General features: G+C 55.7%; 16 protein-coding genes. 6 read left to right on the top strand and 10 right to left on the bottom strand.

The genetic code is table 11. The features are described from left to right. Positions 1-40: 40 nt before the first annotated feature. The 8 genes from ACUY4Q_RS22730 to rsd form a co-directional block, all read right to left on the bottom strand. Positions 41-1,603 carry a sensor domain-containing diguanylate cyclase gene (locus ACUY4Q_RS22730; RefSeq protein WP_458044903.1) on the bottom strand — a complete coding sequence of 521 codons (1,563 nt, stop codon included), beginning with the start codon at positions 1,601-1,603 and terminating at the stop codon, positions 41-43. Positions 1,604-1,830: 227 nt separating this feature from the next. After that, a complete protein-coding gene (gene thiH, locus ACUY4Q_RS22725) occupies positions 1,831-2,985 on the bottom strand; it encodes a 2-iminoacetate synthase ThiH (protein WP_458044902.1) in 1,155 nt (384 codons plus the stop codon). Beyond that, a complete protein-coding gene (thiG, locus tag ACUY4Q_RS22720; RefSeq protein WP_458044901.1) occupies positions 2,982-3,752 on the bottom strand; it encodes a thiazole synthase in 771 nt (256 codons plus the stop codon). Before thiG ends, thiH begins: the two co-directional genes overlap by 4 nt. A gap of 1 nt (position 3,753) precedes the next feature. Then, positions 3,754-3,954, bottom strand: coding sequence for a sulfur carrier protein ThiS (gene thiS / locus ACUY4Q_RS22715; protein WP_458044900.1), 201 nt, complete (start codon positions 3,952-3,954; stop codon positions 3,754-3,756). After that, positions 3,935-4,693: a HesA/MoeB/ThiF family protein gene (locus ACUY4Q_RS22710; protein WP_458044899.1), complete on the bottom strand. Its 759-nt coding sequence runs from the start codon at positions 4,691-4,693 to the stop codon at positions 3,935-3,937. The genes thiS and ACUY4Q_RS22710 overlap by 20 nt, the downstream gene beginning before the upstream one ends. Further along, positions 4,680-5,321, bottom strand: a complete 642-nt coding sequence (gene thiE / locus ACUY4Q_RS22705) for a thiamine phosphate synthase (protein ID WP_458044898.1) — start codon at positions 5,319-5,321, stop codon at positions 4,680-4,682. The genes ACUY4Q_RS22710 and thiE overlap by 14 nt, the downstream gene beginning before the upstream one ends. Next, a complete protein-coding gene (gene thiC / locus ACUY4Q_RS22700) occupies positions 5,321-7,219 on the bottom strand; it encodes a phosphomethylpyrimidine synthase ThiC (protein WP_458044897.1) in 1,899 nt (632 codons plus the stop codon). The genes thiE and thiC overlap by 1 nt, the downstream gene beginning before the upstream one ends. A gap of 365 nt (positions 7,220-7,584) precedes the next feature. Further along, positions 7,585-8,088, bottom strand: coding sequence for a sigma D regulator (gene rsd / locus ACUY4Q_RS22695; protein ID WP_458044896.1), 504 nt, complete (start codon positions 8,086-8,088; stop codon positions 7,585-7,587). A gap of 89 nt (positions 8,089-8,177) precedes the next feature. Between rsd and nudC the strand changes: the two genes are divergently transcribed. From nudC to ACUY4Q_RS22665, 6 genes are all read left to right on the top strand, one after another. Beyond that, complete coding sequence (gene nudC / locus ACUY4Q_RS22690; protein ID WP_458044895.1) at positions 8,178-8,951, top strand: NAD(+) diphosphatase; 774 nt, start codon at positions 8,178-8,180, stop codon at positions 8,949-8,951. Positions 8,952-8,991: 40 nt separating this feature from the next. After that, positions 8,992-10,056 (top strand): uroporphyrinogen decarboxylase, encoded by a 1,065-nt coding sequence (gene hemE / locus ACUY4Q_RS22685; RefSeq protein WP_458044894.1) that lies wholly within the window; start codon positions 8,992-8,994, stop codon positions 10,054-10,056. Between the two features lie 9 nt (positions 10,057-10,065). Beyond that, entirely contained in the window at positions 10,066-10,737 is a 672-nt protein-coding gene (nfi, locus tag ACUY4Q_RS22680; RefSeq protein ID WP_458044893.1) for a deoxyribonuclease V, read from the top strand. 42 nt (positions 10,738-10,779) lie between these two features. Next, a complete protein-coding gene (locus ACUY4Q_RS22675) occupies positions 10,780-11,370 on the top strand; it encodes a YjaG family protein (RefSeq protein ID WP_458044892.1) in 591 nt (196 codons plus the stop codon). A gap of 186 nt (positions 11,371-11,556) precedes the next feature. Continuing rightward, a complete protein-coding gene (hupA, locus tag ACUY4Q_RS22670) occupies positions 11,557-11,829 on the top strand; it encodes a nucleoid-associated protein HU-alpha (protein ID WP_437434198.1) in 273 nt (90 codons plus the stop codon). Positions 11,830-11,841: 12 nt separating this feature from the next. After that, positions 11,842-12,534 (top strand): DUF1481 domain-containing protein, encoded by a 693-nt coding sequence (locus tag ACUY4Q_RS22665; RefSeq protein ID WP_458047422.1) that lies wholly within the window; start codon positions 11,842-11,844, stop codon positions 12,532-12,534. A 57-nt stretch (positions 12,535-12,591) separates the two neighbouring features. Here the strand turns inward: ACUY4Q_RS22665 and purD are convergent, their stop codons facing one another. Continuing rightward, positions 12,592-13,884, bottom strand: coding sequence for a phosphoribosylamine--glycine ligase (gene purD / locus ACUY4Q_RS22660; RefSeq protein WP_458044891.1), 1,293 nt, complete (start codon positions 13,882-13,884; stop codon positions 12,592-12,594). Positions 13,885-13,899: 15 nt separating this feature from the next. Then, positions 13,900-15,489: a bifunctional phosphoribosylaminoimidazolecarboxamide formyltransferase/IMP cyclohydrolase gene (gene purH, locus ACUY4Q_RS22655; RefSeq protein WP_458044890.1), complete on the bottom strand. Its 1,590-nt coding sequence runs from the start codon at positions 15,487-15,489 to the stop codon at positions 13,900-13,902. Positions 15,490-15,625: the final 136 nt, after the last annotated feature.

Below are 15,625 nucleotides of genomic sequence, written 5' to 3'. Positions count from 1 at the left end.
GTATAGCATCACAAACATTCACCCTTCTGGCTGAAACCGGTTACAGTGAGGTTGACGAACGGGAGGAAAGCGACTCATTGCGCAGGACTATCTGATTTTTGCCTTGCTGTTTGGCCTGGTATAAGGCCGCATCAACACCACTAACGAGTTGTTCCAGCGATTCCATCCGCCACTCGCCGAGTCCTCCGCTGAAGGTGACAAAGAGTCCCTCTTCGCGCCAGTCCCTGCTGGCAACCTGCATTCGCCATTGCTCAAGCAGCTGCCGTGCCTCGGGGAGGTTTTGTTGTGGGAAGATCACTGCAAACTCTTCACCGCCGTAGCGGTAAAGCGAGATGTGCTTTGGTTGCAAAACCTGCAACCCTTCACGCGCCACGTTGCGCAGGACAATATCGCCGCTCAGGTGCCCCCAGGTGTCATTGATGGATTTGAAGTTGTCGATATCCACCATCGCCAGCGCAAAAGGCTGATGGTTGTTCATCAGCGCGGCGATGTCGTTATCAAAAGCCCGACGGTTTTTACAATTCGTCAGCGCATCCATCGTGGCCTGCCTGACCCAGGCCTGCTCCCGCTCTTTGTTAGTGGCTATCGCTTTACTTAACATTGCCTCCAGCTTCGGCGTCTGTTGTACGTCACCGGTCTTAATGGCATTGAGGATATTCATTAACACTGTGCGAGAGGCGTAACGCAAATACAGGCCGAACAGAAGGACAATGAGCGCGGCTGCGCCAAAGCCCCACACCACGACGAGCGTTTCATCGCGCAGAAGATTTTCCAGCGTGTTTCCCGGCACAATATAGATAGCGAACCAGTCCGGATTGGTCAGTGAGCTGTAATAAAGCCAGCTATTTCGTTGAGTGTCATGGAACATGCCCTCGCCGCTGTTCATCTCTTTCATGCGCGACTGTTGTGAAAACGGCGCAAAAAGTACGCCCGTATCGGGGTGCAACATGACCCGGCCACTGCGGTCGACCACAAAAAACTCTCCCTGCATGGGAGATTGCATGGTTCTTAGCCCGTGGCTAATAGAGGCCAGGTCGAGGTGAAAGGCCAGCGTACCTTTCAGTGTTCCCTCCGGGGAGACAACAGGTTTATAAACCGTAACGGTGGGGTGATGGGTAAAGTAATCGTCGTAGACGCCGGTGTACTGGCTGAATGCAGTCGCTTCCGCCTGATGGACGAACCAGGGGCGTGTTTTCGCGTCATAACGCTGACTCTCTTCACTGGCGAAAACGGCCGGTGCGCGCAGGTAGTGGCCCTGTGGGTCAGCCAGTGAAATAGAGGAGACCGAAGGCATCAGCCTCAGTAGCTGCATCAGAGATTGTAGCCCCTCGGGTGAGGCCAGATTTACCGCGTTGTCGAGACGGTTGTAACGAGAAAAGTAGGCTGCTGCCTGGTTGAGAATATAATCATTCTCCTGAAAAACGGCTTCCGTATAGTTGACCGCAATATTATGGGTAAAGGTTTGGTTAACTTTATGATAGTTATCGGTAATATCTTTTCTTTGGCTTAGGGTAACCAGCGCTGCGATCACCGCCAGGCACAAAAATATGCCGGTAAAACTCAGCAGAATGGGCGTAGTGAAGGAAAGTTTTCGGCTATGCATATTCGTTATCTTGAAAGCGTTAGACAATCATCCTGGAAGTATAGGTAAGCGCGGCGGCTGACTGATGTCAATTTACAGGCGAGGGTCTGCCGCTGAAAGGGAGGCGGGGTGACTGAGAATGGCGCGTCACCCCGGTCAGCATCCCGTGCTGACATCAGCAGCATAAAGAATCGGGGAGCGAAACCTCCACTCCCTGATGCTTGTTGTTCGGGACGGCGCGAAAATAATCAGCGTGTTGCAGCAACGCGCTGACCGTTATGCGGCGCGCGCCCAAGATAACTGTCCCAGTCTTTCCAGACCGGTTGTAACCCTCTCTCTTCCAGCGCACGGGCCACGTCTTCCGGTCGGCGAGCATCGTGCGGCGAAAACTGCTCCAGTTCAGGGTGATTATCGGCATAACCACCAGGCTGGGTTTTTGAGAACGCGCTGACGTTATTGATCGCCAGTGGAATGACATTATCGCGAAACCAGGGCGACTCCCGGGTGGAGAGCGAAAGTTCAATCTCTGGAGAGAACAAGCGGAAGGCGCAGATGGTCTGCACCAGTTGCCGCTCATCCATGAGTGACGCAGGTTCTATCCCCCCCGCGCAGGGCCGCAGGCGCGGGAACGAAACAGAATAACGGCTTTGCCAGTAGTGTTGTTGCAACCACATCAGGTGTTCCGCCATCATGTAACAGTCCACCCGCCAGCTGTCGGAAAGGCCGATTAACGCGCCGAGGCCAATTTTGTCGATACCGGCCTGACCGAGCCTGTCGGGGGTTTCCAGTCGCCAGAAGAAATCCTGTTTCTTCCCTTTCAGATGATGACGGGCATACTGCGCCTCATGCCAGGTTTCCTGGTAGACCATCACCCCGTCCAGGCCAAGCGTTTTCAGTTCGGCATACTCCTCCGTCGACATCGGTTGCACCTCCATCTGTAAAGAGGCGAACTGGCTGCGGATTCCAGGCAGGTGCTGACGAAAATAGTCCATTCCCACTTTTCCCTGATGTTCACCGGTCACCAGCAGCAGGTGCTCGAATCCCATCTCGCGAATAGCGGCGCACTCGCGCGCAATCTCCGCCCCCTCCAGCGTCTTGCGCTTGATGCGGTTGCTCATTGAGAAGCCGCAATAGGTGCAGTCATTGGCGCACAGGTTGGAGAGATAAAGCGGGACGTAAAAGCTCACCGTATTGCCAAAACGCTGCCGCGTCAGGCGCTGTGCTTTTTGCGCTAAAGGTTCCAGGTATGCGCTGGCGGCAGGAGAGAGCAGGGCCATTAAACCGTCACGGCTGAGCTCGGTGGCATTCAGCGCCCGTTCCACATCGGCGGGGGTCTTGCTGTGGATGCGAAGCCGGATGTCATCCCAGTCCAGCGTGCGCCAGCGTTCGGTAAAGGTCTTCACGCGCTGACCTCCAGAAAGCCGGTTAGCGGGCTGGTGGCGCTGGCGTACTGACGGCGCGCGCCAGGAATCGCCTGCCGGGCGAGTACGCCTGCCTCCACCGCAAGGCGGAAGGCGTGCGCCATCTGCACCGGGTTATCCGCCACCGCGATGGCCGTATTCACCAGCACTGCACTGGCACCCATCTCTAACGCCTGGGTGGCGTGACTGGGGGCTCCGATTCCGGCATCCACCACCACCGGTATCGTCGCCTGTTCGATGATGATTTCCAGCATGGCTCGGGTTTCCAGCCCCTGATTAGAACCAATTGGCGCGCCGAGTGGCATCACGGCGGCACACCCGACCTCTTCGAGACGCTTACATAGCACCGGATCCGCACCGCAGTAAGGGAGAACGACAAACCCCTGTTTGACTAAGGCCTCCGCGGCCTTAAGCGTTTCGATAGGGTCAGGAAGCAGCCAGCGGGCATCGGGATGAATCTCCAGTTTCAGCCAGTGGGTGCCCAGTGCTTCCCGCGCCAGTTGAGCGGCAAAAATGGCCTCTTCTGCTGTCTTTGCCCCGGAGGTATTGGGCAACAGGGTGACGCCTGCGGCGATCAACGGGCCGAGAATGGCGTCATTCTGCTGACGCAAATCCACGCGCTTCATAGCCAGCGTGACCAGTTGGCTACCCGAAGCACGTATGGCGTCGATCATCATCGCTGATGAGGCGAACTTGCCGGTGCCGGTAAACAGATGTGAATCAAAGGTTTTATCAGCAATACGTAACATCTCAGCCCCCTGCAATAACCTGAAAAAGCAGGATCTGGTCGCCGTCCTGCACATGATGATGTTCCCACCGCTCGCGCGGCAGGATCTGCTGGTTAAGCGCCAGTGCGGCGCCGGGTTTGAGCTGATCGAGTCGGGTGAGTAGCGCCGTCACGGTCAACGTGGTGTCGAGAACCATAGGGGCGTCATTGAACATAATTTGCATGAAGCCCTCCACAGACCGGGCAACCGTGCGCCCGGCGTAGCGCCAGGCTTCGCCAACTGCTGGCGCGGGCATCAAACAGACGCAGCTCGCCAGTATGGGTCTGCATACCGCTCAACAGCTTAATGGCTTCCAGCGCCTGAAGCGTGCCCATCACTCCCACCACCGGGCCAATGACGCCTGCCGTTCGGCAGTTACGTTCGGGTTCGCGTTCATCAGGCCATAAGCAGCGGTAGCAGCCGTGAGTCCAGGGCGGCGTCAGCACCATCAACTGGCCGCCAAAGCCAACGGCGCTGGCGGTGATGAGTGGCGTATTGCTGCTGACGCAGGCGGCATTGATCGCCTGGCGGGTCGCCATGTTGTCGGTACAATCCAGTACCACATCGACACTGTTCACCGCCTCAAGGAGCGCATCGCCCATAAGACGTTGCTCAAGGGCAATCAGTGAAATGTCCGGGTTCAGCCGCCCCAGGCGCTGTTTCGTCACCTGAGATTTCGAGCGGGCGAGGTCGTCCGTGGTGAAGAGGATTTGGCGTTGCAGGTTGCTCAGATGCACGTCGTCATCGTCCGCCAGCACCAAGGTACCGACGCCTGCGCCCGCAAGGTAAAGCGCTGCCGGGGAGCCCAGGCCACCGAGCCCGACAATCAGCACCCGGCTGGCGAGCAGCTTCTGTTGCCCGTCAATGGCGATATCGTCCAGCAGGATCTGGCGGCTGTAGCGCATAAAGTCACGATCGTTCATCGCCCACCCCCGCAAGTTTCAGCAACTGCGCCGTGGCCTCGCGCCAGTCAGGAGCCTGTGTAATGGCACTGACCACCGCAATGCTGCCGACACCGGTGGCCAGTACCTCAGGCGCACGTGCAAGGCTAATGCCGCCGATAGCCACCGTCGGGTAATCTGCCAGTCGTTCGATATGGGCAGCGAGCTGCGCCAGCCCCTGCGGCGCAGAGGGCATCTGCTTGGTTTGCGTCGGGAAAACATGGCCGAGCGCGATGTAAGAGGGACGCGCGGCCAATGCAATATCGATCTCCATGTCATCATGGGTGGAGACCCCAAGGCGCAACCCGGCGGCACGAATGGCCGCAAGATCGGTGGTCTCCAGGTCTTCCTGACCGAGATGCACGCCATAGGCATTGTGCTTCACCGCCAGTCGCCAGTAGTCATTGATAAACAGGCGGGCGTCATAGCGACGCCCCAGGGCAATGGCCGCCACAACGTCGGCTTCCACCTCGTCATCACGCTTATCTTTGATGCGTAGCTGAAGGGTTCGCACACCCGCGTCGAGCAGGCGTTCAATCCATTCCACGCTATCGACCACCGGGTAAAGCCCGAGGCGAAAGGGGACTGCGGGGAAATCTGGCTGGTACATCAGGCTTCCTCCCGCTTCAGGTAGATTTCACCGCCTTTGGCGCGGAAGTTCTCTGACATATCCGCCATCCCCACGTCGATGGTTTGCGCGGCGGCGTAGTCGCGCACTTCCTGGCTGATTTTCATTGAGCAGAATTTCGGCCCGCACATGGAGCAGAAGTGGGCGACTTTGCCGGATTCCTGCGGCAGGGTTTCATCGTGATACGCACGGGCGGTGAACGGGTCGAGCGCCAGGTTGAACTGGTCTTCCCAGCGGAATTCGAAGCGCGCTTTCGACATGGCGTTATCGCGGATCTGCGCGCCAGGGTGGCCTTTGGCAAGATCCGCGGCGTGAGCGGCAATCTTGTAGGTAATCAGCCCCTGTTTAACATCTTCTTTGTTCGGCAGGCCGAGATGCTCTTTCGGCGTGACATAACAGAGCATGGCGCAGCCAAACCAGCCGATCATCGCCGCGCCAATCCCGGAGGTGAAATGGTCGTAGCCCGGTGCGATATCGGTGGTCAGCGGCCCCAGGGTGTAGAACGGCGCTTCGTGACAGTGCTCCAGCTCTTCGGTCATGTTGCGACGAATCATCTGCATCGGCACGTGTCCCGGGCCCTCAATCATCACCTGAACGTCATATTCCCAGGCGATTTTGGTCAGCTCGCCGAGGGTGTGCAGCTCGGCAAACTGGGCTTCGTCGTTGGCATCCTGAATCGAACCCGGACGCAGGCCATCGCCCAGTGACAGCGACACATCGTAGGCGGCGCAGATTTCACAAATCTCGCGGAAATGTTGATAGAGGAAGTTTTCCTGATGATGAGAGAGACACCACTTCGCCATAATGGAGCCACCCCGCGAGACGATGCCGGTCAGGCGTTTGGCAGTCATCGGCACGTAGCGCAGCAGTACGCCTGCATGAATCGTGAAATAGTCCACGCCCTGCTCGGCCTGCTCCAGCAGGGTATCGCGGAACGCTTCCCAGGTGAGATCTTCGGCAATGCCGTTGACCTTCTCCAGCGCCTGGTAGATGGGCACCGTACCAATCGGCACCGGGCTGTTACGCAGGATCCACTCACGGGTTTCATGAATATAGCGCCCGGTGGAGAGGTCCATCACCGTATCCGCACCCCAGCGCGTTGACCACACCAGTTTTTCCACTTCCTCTTCAATAGAAGAGGTGACCGCCGAGTTACCAATGTTGGCGTTCACCTTTACGAGGAAATTGCGACCGATGATCATCGGTTCCGATTCCGGGTGGTTGATGTTAGCGGGGATGATGGCGCGTCCGGCGGCCACTTCGTCACGCACAAATTCCGGGGTGATGTTCTCCGGCAGGCGGGCGCCAAAGCCTTCACCCGGGTGCTGGTGGCGCAGTACTTCGCCACGGATACGCTCACGCCCCATGTTTTCGCGGATGGCGATAAACTCCATCTCCGGGGTAATAATACCTTTACGCGCATAGTGAAGCTGTGTGACACACTGACCGGATTTTGCCCGCTTCGGCGTCAGCAAACCGCTAAAACGCAGCTCATCCAGACCGTCATCCGCCAGGCGCGCTTTGGTATAGGCTGAACTGCGGTCGGTCAGTGCTTCGCTGTCGGCACGGGCCTCAATCCATGGCTGACGCAGTTTTGCCAGGCCCTGCTGTACATCGATAGCCACATTCGGGTCGCCATAGGGACCGGACGTGTCATAGACCGGAATCGCCTCGTTTTCTTCGTATTGAGGGTTGTCTTTTGAGCCACCGATGAGCGTCGGACTGAGCTGGATTTCACGCATGGGAATGCGGATGTCGGCGCGTGAGCCGGAGATGTAAATGCGTTTTGAGTTGGGAAAGGCGGTCCCTTCCAGCGTGTCGATGAAGTGTTGCGCCTGGGCGCGTTGTTCACGACGGGTCAGTTTAGTAGTGGTAGACATAGCTCATATTCCAAAAGTTAAGGACATGGCTTGTCAGACGACGGATGGAGTAATAGATGTGCGCGGCCCGTAGAGGCAGCAGCATAAAGCTGGATTACTCTTGTTCCCTTCGCAGGTATTAGCCTGATCAGGTTCCGCGGATCCCGAATAAACGGTCTCAGCCTTTTTCACTTCATCCTTCACGCTGCCTCTTTGTTGGCTGCGTCAACTCACCCCAGTCACTTACTTATGTAAGCTCCGGGGATTCACTGACATGCCGCCTCGACGCATCGCGAATGCTATTGTGAAAATATAGGCACTCCGACAAGAAAAACCCCCTCAGTCGCAGGGGGCTGTATGTAAACTACGTGTTAATCAGAAAGAACTCAAGCAGGGCGCGCCATTCCGCTTTCGTCATTGGCGCTCTCTTTCAAATTGTTGTCGAACGCCAGCACGATCAACTTATCTTCCAGCGTAAAGCGTGCGGCAAGGGCTTCGCCGATGTCGGACAGCGCCTGCTGGAATCCAATGTAATTGTCATTGTCGATAGCATTCTCCAGGCTGGAGTCGTAGTACTCCATGATTTCCAGGGTGTTGGCTTCGAGGAGAGGGTAAATCTGCGTGGAGGCTAAAAGTGGGCTGGTCCCTTCCATTTCGCCGATAATCCGTTCATAAATATTAAAATGACCGGCAGAAAGATACTCGACCAGGTTATGACAAAATTCGTCCAGCGCTTTTTCATTCAGCTGCATGTACGAGCCTTTTCCAGGTGTTATGCCAACCAGGTTGTAGTAATGAACCAGTAGCTGTTTTCGATTATACAGCCAGTTGTCGACCAGTTCGTTACTTCCTCCAATTCGTTCCGCCAGGGTGGCTAACTGGTTTAGCATAATTGACTCCGCAATATTAAGATTAAAAAACGCTCGAATGTAATAATAATGTTAACAACATGCCAGTAAAGCTAAGGTAGTGCAAACAAATGCATCGTATTATCGAGTCATCAGATCATGGCTGGTGGATCGTAAGCCATGAACAAAAATTATGGTTGCCCGGGGGAGAATTACCACTCGGTTATGCAGGAAATTTCGATCTTGTGGGGCAAAGCGCACTCCTGATAGGAGAATGGGAAGGCGATCCGGTGTGGATGATCCGTCAGAATCGACGTCAGGAGATGGGATCGGTTCGTCAGGTGATCGAGCAGGATCCCGGATTATTTCAACTGGCCGGGCGCGGAGTCCAGCTTGCTGAGTTTTATCGCTCGCACAAGTTTTGCGGTTATTGCGGCCATACTATGCACCCCAGCAAAACCGAGTGGGCCCTGTTATGTGACCACTGCCGTGAACGTTATTATCCGCAGATAGCCCCCTGCATTATCGTAGCCATACGCCGTGAAGATAAAATTCTCCTGGCCCAACATACTCGCCATCGCAATGGCATTTACACCGTTCTGGCCGGTTTTGTTGAGGTGGGCGAAACGCTGGAACAGGCCGTTGCCCGTGAAGTCATGGAAGAGAGCGGCATCAAAGTAAAAAACCTTCGCTACATCACCTCCCAACCATGGCCTTTCCCGCAATCGCTGATGACGGCGTTTATGGCGGAATACGACAGCGGGGAGATAGTCATCGATCCTAAGGAGCTGATTGATGCAGGCTGGTACCGCTACGACGACCTGCCGCTGCTGCCTCCGCCCGGCACCGTCGCCCGTCGTCTGATCGAAGATACGGTGGCGCAGTGTCGGGCAGAATATGAGTGACATGTTACACTGGGCGCATAAACGCTAAAGGAATGTAAACATGACCGAATTAAAAAACGATCGCTACCTTCGCGCACTCCAGCGCCAGCCCGTGGACGTGACGCCAGTCTGGATGATGCGTCAGGCCGGCCGCTATCTCCCGGAGTATAAAGCGACGCGCGCACAGGCGGGCGATTTCATGTCGCTGTGCAAAAATGCCGAGCTGGCGTGTGAAGTCACTCTGCAACCGCTGCGTCGTTACAAGCTGGATGCGGCCATCCTGTTTTCTGACATCCTGACCATCCCGGATGCGATGGGGCTAGGACTCTATTTCGAAGCGGGCGAAGGTCCTCGTTTTACCTCTCCTGTTACCTGTCATGCAGACGTTGAAAAACTGCCGGTGCCTGACCCGGAGCAAGAGCTGGGTTACGTCATGAACGCGGTGCGTACCATTCGCCGTGAACTGAAAGGCGAGGTTCCGCTGATCGGTTTCTCCGGGAGTCCGTGGACGCTGGCAACCTATATGGTGGAAGGCGGCAGCAGTAAAGCGTTTACCGTCATTAAAAAGATGATGTATGCCGAGCCGAAAACGTTGCATCTCTTGCTGGATAAGCTTGCCAGCAGCGTCACTCTGTACCTCAACGCGCAGATCAAAGCCGGTGCCCAATCGGTGATGATTTTCGACACCTGGGGCGGTGTGCTGACCGGGCGTGATTATCAGCAATTTTCACTCTATTACATGCACAAAATCGTCGATGGCCTGCTGCGTGAAAACGACGGTCGCCGCGTACCGGTAACGCTGTTTACCAAAGGCGGGGGCCAGTGGCTGGAAGCAATAGCAGACACCGGATGCGATGCACTGGGCCTCGACTGGACGACGGATATTGCCGATGCACGACGCCGTGTGGGCCACAAAGTGGCACTGCAGGGTAACATGGACCCTTCGATGCTTTATGCCGCACCTGCACGCATTGAAGAGGAAGTCGCGTCTATACTTGCTGGTTTCGGCCAGGGCGAAGGGCATGTGTTCAACCTCGGTCACGGCATCCACCAGGATGTCCCGCCAGAACATGCTGGCGTATTTGTGGAGGCGGTGCACAGGCTTTCTGCCCAGTATCACAAGTAAGGAGTGGTTATGGATCTCGCGTCGTTACGTGCTCAACAAATCGAACTTGCCTCTTCGGTTTCCCGTGAGGATCGTCTGGAAAAAGATCCTCCCGCCCTGATCGGCGGCGCGGATGTCGGGTTCGAGCAAGGCGGCGAGGTCACTCGCGCGGCGATGGTGTTGTTGACCTGGCCTGAACTGGAACTGGTTGAGTATAAAGTGGCGCGTATAGCGACCACCATGCCTTACATCCCCGGCTTTCTTTCATTTCGTGAATATCCTGCGCTGCTGGCGGCGTGGGAACAACTCTCACAAAAACCGGATCTGTTGTTTGTCGACGGCCACGGCATCTCACACCCTCGTCGTCTGGGTGTTGCCAGCCATTTTGGTCTGCTGGTGGATGTACCGACCATTGGGGTGGCCAAAAAACGGCTGTGCGGGAAATTCGAGCCGCTCTCTGATGAACCCGGCGCTCTGGCGCCGCTCATGGACAAAGGCGAGCAACTGGCGTGGGTGTGGCGCAGTAAAGCACGTTGCAATCCGCTGTTTGTGGCGACGGGGCATCGGGTAAGCACAGATACGGCGCTGGCATGGGTTCAGCGCTGCATGAAGGGCTATCGTCTTCCTGAACCGACCCGCTGGGCGGATGCGGTGGCGTCGGGGCGCCCGGCGTTCACGCGATGGCAGGCAATTCAGGGCTGATTCAGGTACACTGCGGCTAATTTCTGCCTTTGAGAATTCATCATGTTACAAAACCCGATTCACCTGCGTCTGGAGAAGCTCGCTACGTGGCAACATGTCACCTTTATGGCTTGCCTGTGCGAACGTATGTACCCCAATTACGCCATGTTCTGTCAGCAAACCGAGTTTGGCGATCCGCAGCTCTATCGCCGAATCGTTGATCTGGTGTGGGAAACTCTGACGGTTAAAGATGCCAAAGTGAACTTTGACAGTCAGCTGGAGAAACTGGAAGAGGCAATTCCTTCCGCTGACGACTACGATATGTACGGTGTCTACCCGGCGATCGATGCGTGTGTCGCGTTGAGCGACTTGATTCATGCTCTGCTGAGCGGTGAAGCGCTGGAGTACGCTATTGAGGTGAGTAAGACCTCAATCACTACCGTGGCAATGCTGGAGATGACGCAGGCGGGTCGTGAAATGACCGATGAAGAGTTGAAAGAGAACCCCGCAGTAGAGCAGGAATGGGACATCCAGTGGGAAATCTTCCGCCTTTTGGCTGCATGCGAAGAACGGGATATTGAGCTGATTAAAGGCCTGCGCGCAGACCTGCGTGAGGCTGGCGACAGTAATATCGGTATAAATTTGCAGCAATGAGACAACAAAACGTGATTTAACGCCTGTTTTGTCGTCCTGGAAGGCTTCCCTTCGCACCCCCGTCTGGTCTACATTTGGGGGGCGAAAAAAAGTGGCTATCGGTGCGTGTATGCAGGAGGGTGCTTTTGAGGCATTTCCGTCGCACTCGATGCTTAGCAAGCGATAAACACATTGAAAGGATAACTTATGAACAAGACTCAATTAATTGATGTAATTGCAGACAAAGCTGACCTGTCTAAAGTACAGGCTAAAGCTGCTCTGGAATCCACCCTGGCTGCGATTACTGAGTCTCTGAAAGAAGGCGATGCTGTACAACTGGTTGGTTTCGGTACCTTCAAAGTGAACCACCGCGCTGAGCGTACTGGCCGCAACCCGCAGACCGGTAAAGAAATCAAAATCGCCGCAGCTAACGTGCCGGCATTTGTTTCTGGTAAAGCACTGAAAGACTCTGTTAAGTAAGACAGCGTGGCAGTGAACAGTTTTATCGAAGGGGCTTTGCGGCCCCTTTTGTCTTTCTGGCGTCGGTCATTGATGCTGGGGGGCGTACTGTTACTGAGCGCCTGTAGTCACGACTCCTCCTTACCTCCTTTCACCGCCAGCGGCTATGCGGGTGACCAGGGCGCGGTGCGCTTATGGCGTAAAGACTCCGGGGACGAAACCCATATCCTTGCGGCTTTCAGTCCGTGGCATCGCGGCGAAACTTCACTGAGTGAATACCGCTGGCAGGGCGATGAGCTTAGCCTTATCGAACTCAATATCTACGGCAAGCAGCCGGAACACATTCGCGTACGCTTCGACGACCATGGCGAACTCAGCTTCATGCAGCGCGAGATCAACGGTCAGAAGCAACAGATCTCCAGCGATCAAATCGACCTTTACCACTATCGTGCGGATCAGATTCGCCAGACCAGCGATGCATTGCGTCAGGGCAGAGTTGTGCTACGTCAGGGGCGTTGGCACGCTAATGGTTCAGTGACGACCTGTGAAGGGCAAACCATAAAGCCTGAACTGGATGGATTGGCTATCAATCACATTCAACGGCGGCAGAATCACTCTTCAGCAGATGTGAGCGTTGCCTGGCTTGAAGGGCCGGAAGGGGCGCAGCTGCTGTTGGTCGCAAATGAAGATTTTTGCACCTGGCAGCCAACTGAGAAAAGCTTCTGAGACGAGTGTAATGCGTCACCCTCTCCCGAATGGGGAGAGGGTGAGAGTCAGGGTAAATTACTTCCCTTGTTCGCGTGCAATCGCGCGGTAACCAATATCCTTGCGGCTAAAGCTGCCATTCCATTGAATATCCGTCATCAAAGCATTCGCGCGTTGCTGGGCTTGGGCAACCGTTTCACCCAGTGCAGTTACGCAAAGCACTCGACCGCCACTCGTGAGCACCCGGTCATCTGCGGACAGTGTAGTGCCGGCGTGGAAGACTTTACCTTCCGGGGAGGATTCCAGCGGCAGACCATGAATGACGTCACCCGTGTTGTAATCCCCTGGATAGCCCCCAGCCGCCATCACCACGCCCAATGCAGCACGCGGATCCCATTCAGAGGTTTTCTCGTCCAGATTGCCCTTGCAGGCTGCAATACAAAGATCAACCAAATCTGACTGCATACGCATCATAATCGGTTGGGTTTCCGGATCGCCGAAACGGCAGTTGAATTCGATAACCTTTGGGTTGCCCTGTTTGTCGATCATCAGGCCCGCATACAGGAAGCCAGTGTAGGTATTGCCTTCTGCGGCCATTCCTTTCACGGTTGGCCAAATCACGCGTTCCATAGTGCGCTGATGCACGACATCCGTCACGACCGGAGCTGGGGAGTAAGCACCCATGCCGCCGGTGTTCGGACCGGTATCGCCGTCGCCCACACGCTTGTGGTCCTGACTGGTGGCCATCGGCAGCACATGCGCACCGTCAACCATCACAATAAAGCTGGCTTCTTCGCCGTCCAGGAACTCTTCAATCACGATACGGTGCCCTGCGTCACCAAAGGCGTTGCCTGCCAGCATGTCATGGACAGCCGCTTCCGCTTCTTCCAGGGTCATCGCAACGATAACGCCTTTACCGGCAGCCAGACCGTCGGCTTTGATAACAATAGGGGCGCCTTTCTCACGCAGATAGGCCAGTGCAGGTTCCACTTCCGTGAAGTTCTGGTATTCCGCTGTCGGAATGTTGTGACGCGCAAGGAAGTCTTTGGTGAACGCTTTTGAGCCTTCCAGCTGGGCAGCACCCTGCGTTGGGCCGAAAATCTGCAATCCTGCGGCGCGGAAAGCATCCACTACACCTATTACCAGCGGCGCTTCCGGGCCAACAATGGTCAGGTCGATGTTTTCATTCTGTGCAAAGCTCAGCAGGGCCGGAATGTCAGTTGCGCCAATGGCGACGTTTTGCAAAGCGGGTTCCAGCGCGGTACCCGCATTACCCGGCGCCACAAATACGGTATCAACCAGCGGCGATTGTGCCGCTTTCCACGCCAGCGCGTGCTCGCGCCCGCCGTTACCAATTACTAATACTTTCATTGTCTGCTCCGTGAATTAATGGCGGAAGTGACGCATGTCGGTGAAGATCATCGCGATGCCGTGTTCGTCAGCGGCAGCGATGACTTCGTCATCACGAATAGACCCGCCAGGCTGGATAACACAGCTCACACCCACGGCTGCCGCTGCATCAATACCGTCGCGGAACGGGAAGAAGGCATCAGACGCCATGGCGGAGCCTTTCACTTCCAGTCCTTCGTCACCTGCTTTAATGCCGGCGATTTTTGCCGAATAAACGCGGCTCATCTGACCTGCACCTATGCCGATGGTCATGTTCTCTTTGGCATACACGATGGCGTTAGATTTAACGAACTTAGCCACTTTCCAGCAGAACAGGGCATCACGCAGCTCCTGCTCGGTCGGCTGGCGCTTGCTCACAACACGCAGTTCACCTTCAGTCACCATACCGAGGTCGCGATCCTGAACCAGCAGGCCACCATTAACACGTTTGAAATCAAGCCCTGCTACACGAGCCGTCCATTCACCGCAGGTCAGAACGCGAACGTTCTGTTTGGCCGAAGTAATCTTGAGTGCTTCCTCGGTGGCAGACGGGGCAATGATCACCTCAACGAACTGACGGGAGATGATCGCCTGTGCGGTCTCGGCGTCCAGTTCACGGTTGAAGGCAATAATGCCGCCAAAGGCAGAGGTCGGGTCGGTTTTGTACGCGCGATCGTAGGCGTCAAGCAGAGACGTGCTTACGGCGACGCCGCAGGGGTTGGCATGTTTCACAATCACACATGCCGGTTCATGGAACTCTTTCACACATTCCAGCGCTGCGTCGGTGTCCGCGATGTTGTTATAAGAGAGGGCTTTACCCTGCAGCTGCCGGGCGGTAGCAACGGAGGCTTCTTTTACCTCTTCTTCTATATAGAAGGCAGCCTGCTGATGGCTGTTTTCGCCGTAACGCATATCCTGCTTCTTAATGAAGTTCAGATTGAGGGTGCGTGGGAAGCGGCCAGCAGCTTCTTTACTCTCACCGTGATAGGACGGAACCATGCTGCCAAAGTAGTTGGCAATCATGCTGTCGTAAGCAGCGGTATGTTCAAACGCTTTAATGGCGAGGTCGAAACGGGTTTCCAGCGTCAGAGAGGCTTCGTTGGCATCCATCTCTTCAATAATGGCGTTGTAGTCGCTGCTCTTCACCACGATGGCAACATCTTTATGGTTCTTCGCGGCGGAGCGCACCATGGTCGGACCGCCAATATCGATATTCTCTACCGCATCTTCCAGTGAGCAACCTTCGCGGGCAACGGTCTGGGCAAACGGGTAGAGGTTAACGACAACCATATCAATAGGAGCGATGCTGTGTTCAGCCATGATGGCATCATCCTGACCACGACGACCGAGGATACCGCCATGCACCTTCGGATGCAGGGTCTTCACACGTCCATCCATCATTTCCGGGAAACCGGTGTAATCGGAAACTTCGGTCACTGGTAAGCCTTTATCTGCCAGCAGGCGTGCGGTGCCACCTGTAGAGAGCAGTTCCACACCACGTGCGGAAAGTGCCTGAGCGAATTCGAGGATGCCCGCTTTGTCAGAAACACTGAGCAGAGCGCGGCGGACTGGACGACGTTGTTGCATGGTAAATCCCCTGGATTTGACGATAACAGAGAGCGTTAGCTGAATTTTCCTCTAAAAACTCAGCTAACGCCCCTTACGGGGCTGCTTTTTTGCGCGGGCATTGTAACGAAAACGTTTGCGCAACGCTCGCGAATTT

This window comes from Phytobacter cepae (genome assembly GCF_054165735.1).
The sequence above is the reverse complement of the archived record's forward strand: the minus strand, read 5'-3'. Positions and strand labels throughout refer to the sequence as shown.

Bases quoted from the DNA above. Each gene is read 5' to 3' on its own strand.
- nfi (WP_458044893.1), top strand. From the start codon at position 10,066: ATGGATCTCGCGTCGTTACGTGCTCAACAAATCGAACTTGCCTCTTCG.
- thiS (WP_458044900.1), bottom strand. From the start codon at position 3,954: ATGCAAATTATGTTCAATGACGCCCCTATGGTTCTCGACACCACGTTG.
- purH (WP_458044890.1), bottom strand. From the start codon at position 15,489: ATGCAACAACGTCGTCCAGTCCGCCGCGCTCTGCTCAGTGTTTCTGAC.
- nudC (WP_458044895.1), top strand. From the start codon at position 8,178: ATGCATCGTATTATCGAGTCATCAGATCATGGCTGGTGGATCGTAAGC.
- ACUY4Q_RS22730 (WP_458044903.1), bottom strand. From the start codon at position 1,603: ATGCATAGCCGAAAACTTTCCTTCACTACGCCCATTCTGCTGAGTTTT.
- thiC (WP_458044897.1), bottom strand. From the start codon at position 7,219: ATGTCTACCACTACTAAACTGACCCGTCGTGAACAACGCGCCCAGGCG.
- ACUY4Q_RS22675 (WP_458044892.1), top strand. From the start codon at position 10,780: ATGTTACAAAACCCGATTCACCTGCGTCTGGAGAAGCTCGCTACGTGG.
- hupA (WP_437434198.1), top strand. From the start codon at position 11,557: ATGAACAAGACTCAATTAATTGATGTAATTGCAGACAAAGCTGACCTG.
- thiG (WP_458044901.1), bottom strand. From the start codon at position 3,752: ATGTTACGTATTGCTGATAAAACCTTTGATTCACATCTGTTTACCGGC.
- thiE (WP_458044898.1), bottom strand. From the start codon at position 5,321: ATGTACCAGCCAGATTTCCCCGCAGTCCCCTTTCGCCTCGGGCTTTAC.
- rsd (WP_458044896.1), bottom strand. From the start codon at position 8,088: ATGCTAAACCAGTTAGCCACCCTGGCGGAACGAATTGGAGGAAGTAAC.
- purD (WP_458044891.1), bottom strand. From the start codon at position 13,884: ATGAAAGTATTAGTAATTGGTAACGGCGGGCGCGAGCACGCGCTGGCG.
- ACUY4Q_RS22710 (WP_458044899.1), bottom strand. From the start codon at position 4,693: ATGAACGATCGTGACTTTATGCGCTACAGCCGCCAGATCCTGCTGGAC.
- hemE (WP_458044894.1), top strand. From the start codon at position 8,992: ATGACCGAATTAAAAAACGATCGCTACCTTCGCGCACTCCAGCGCCAG.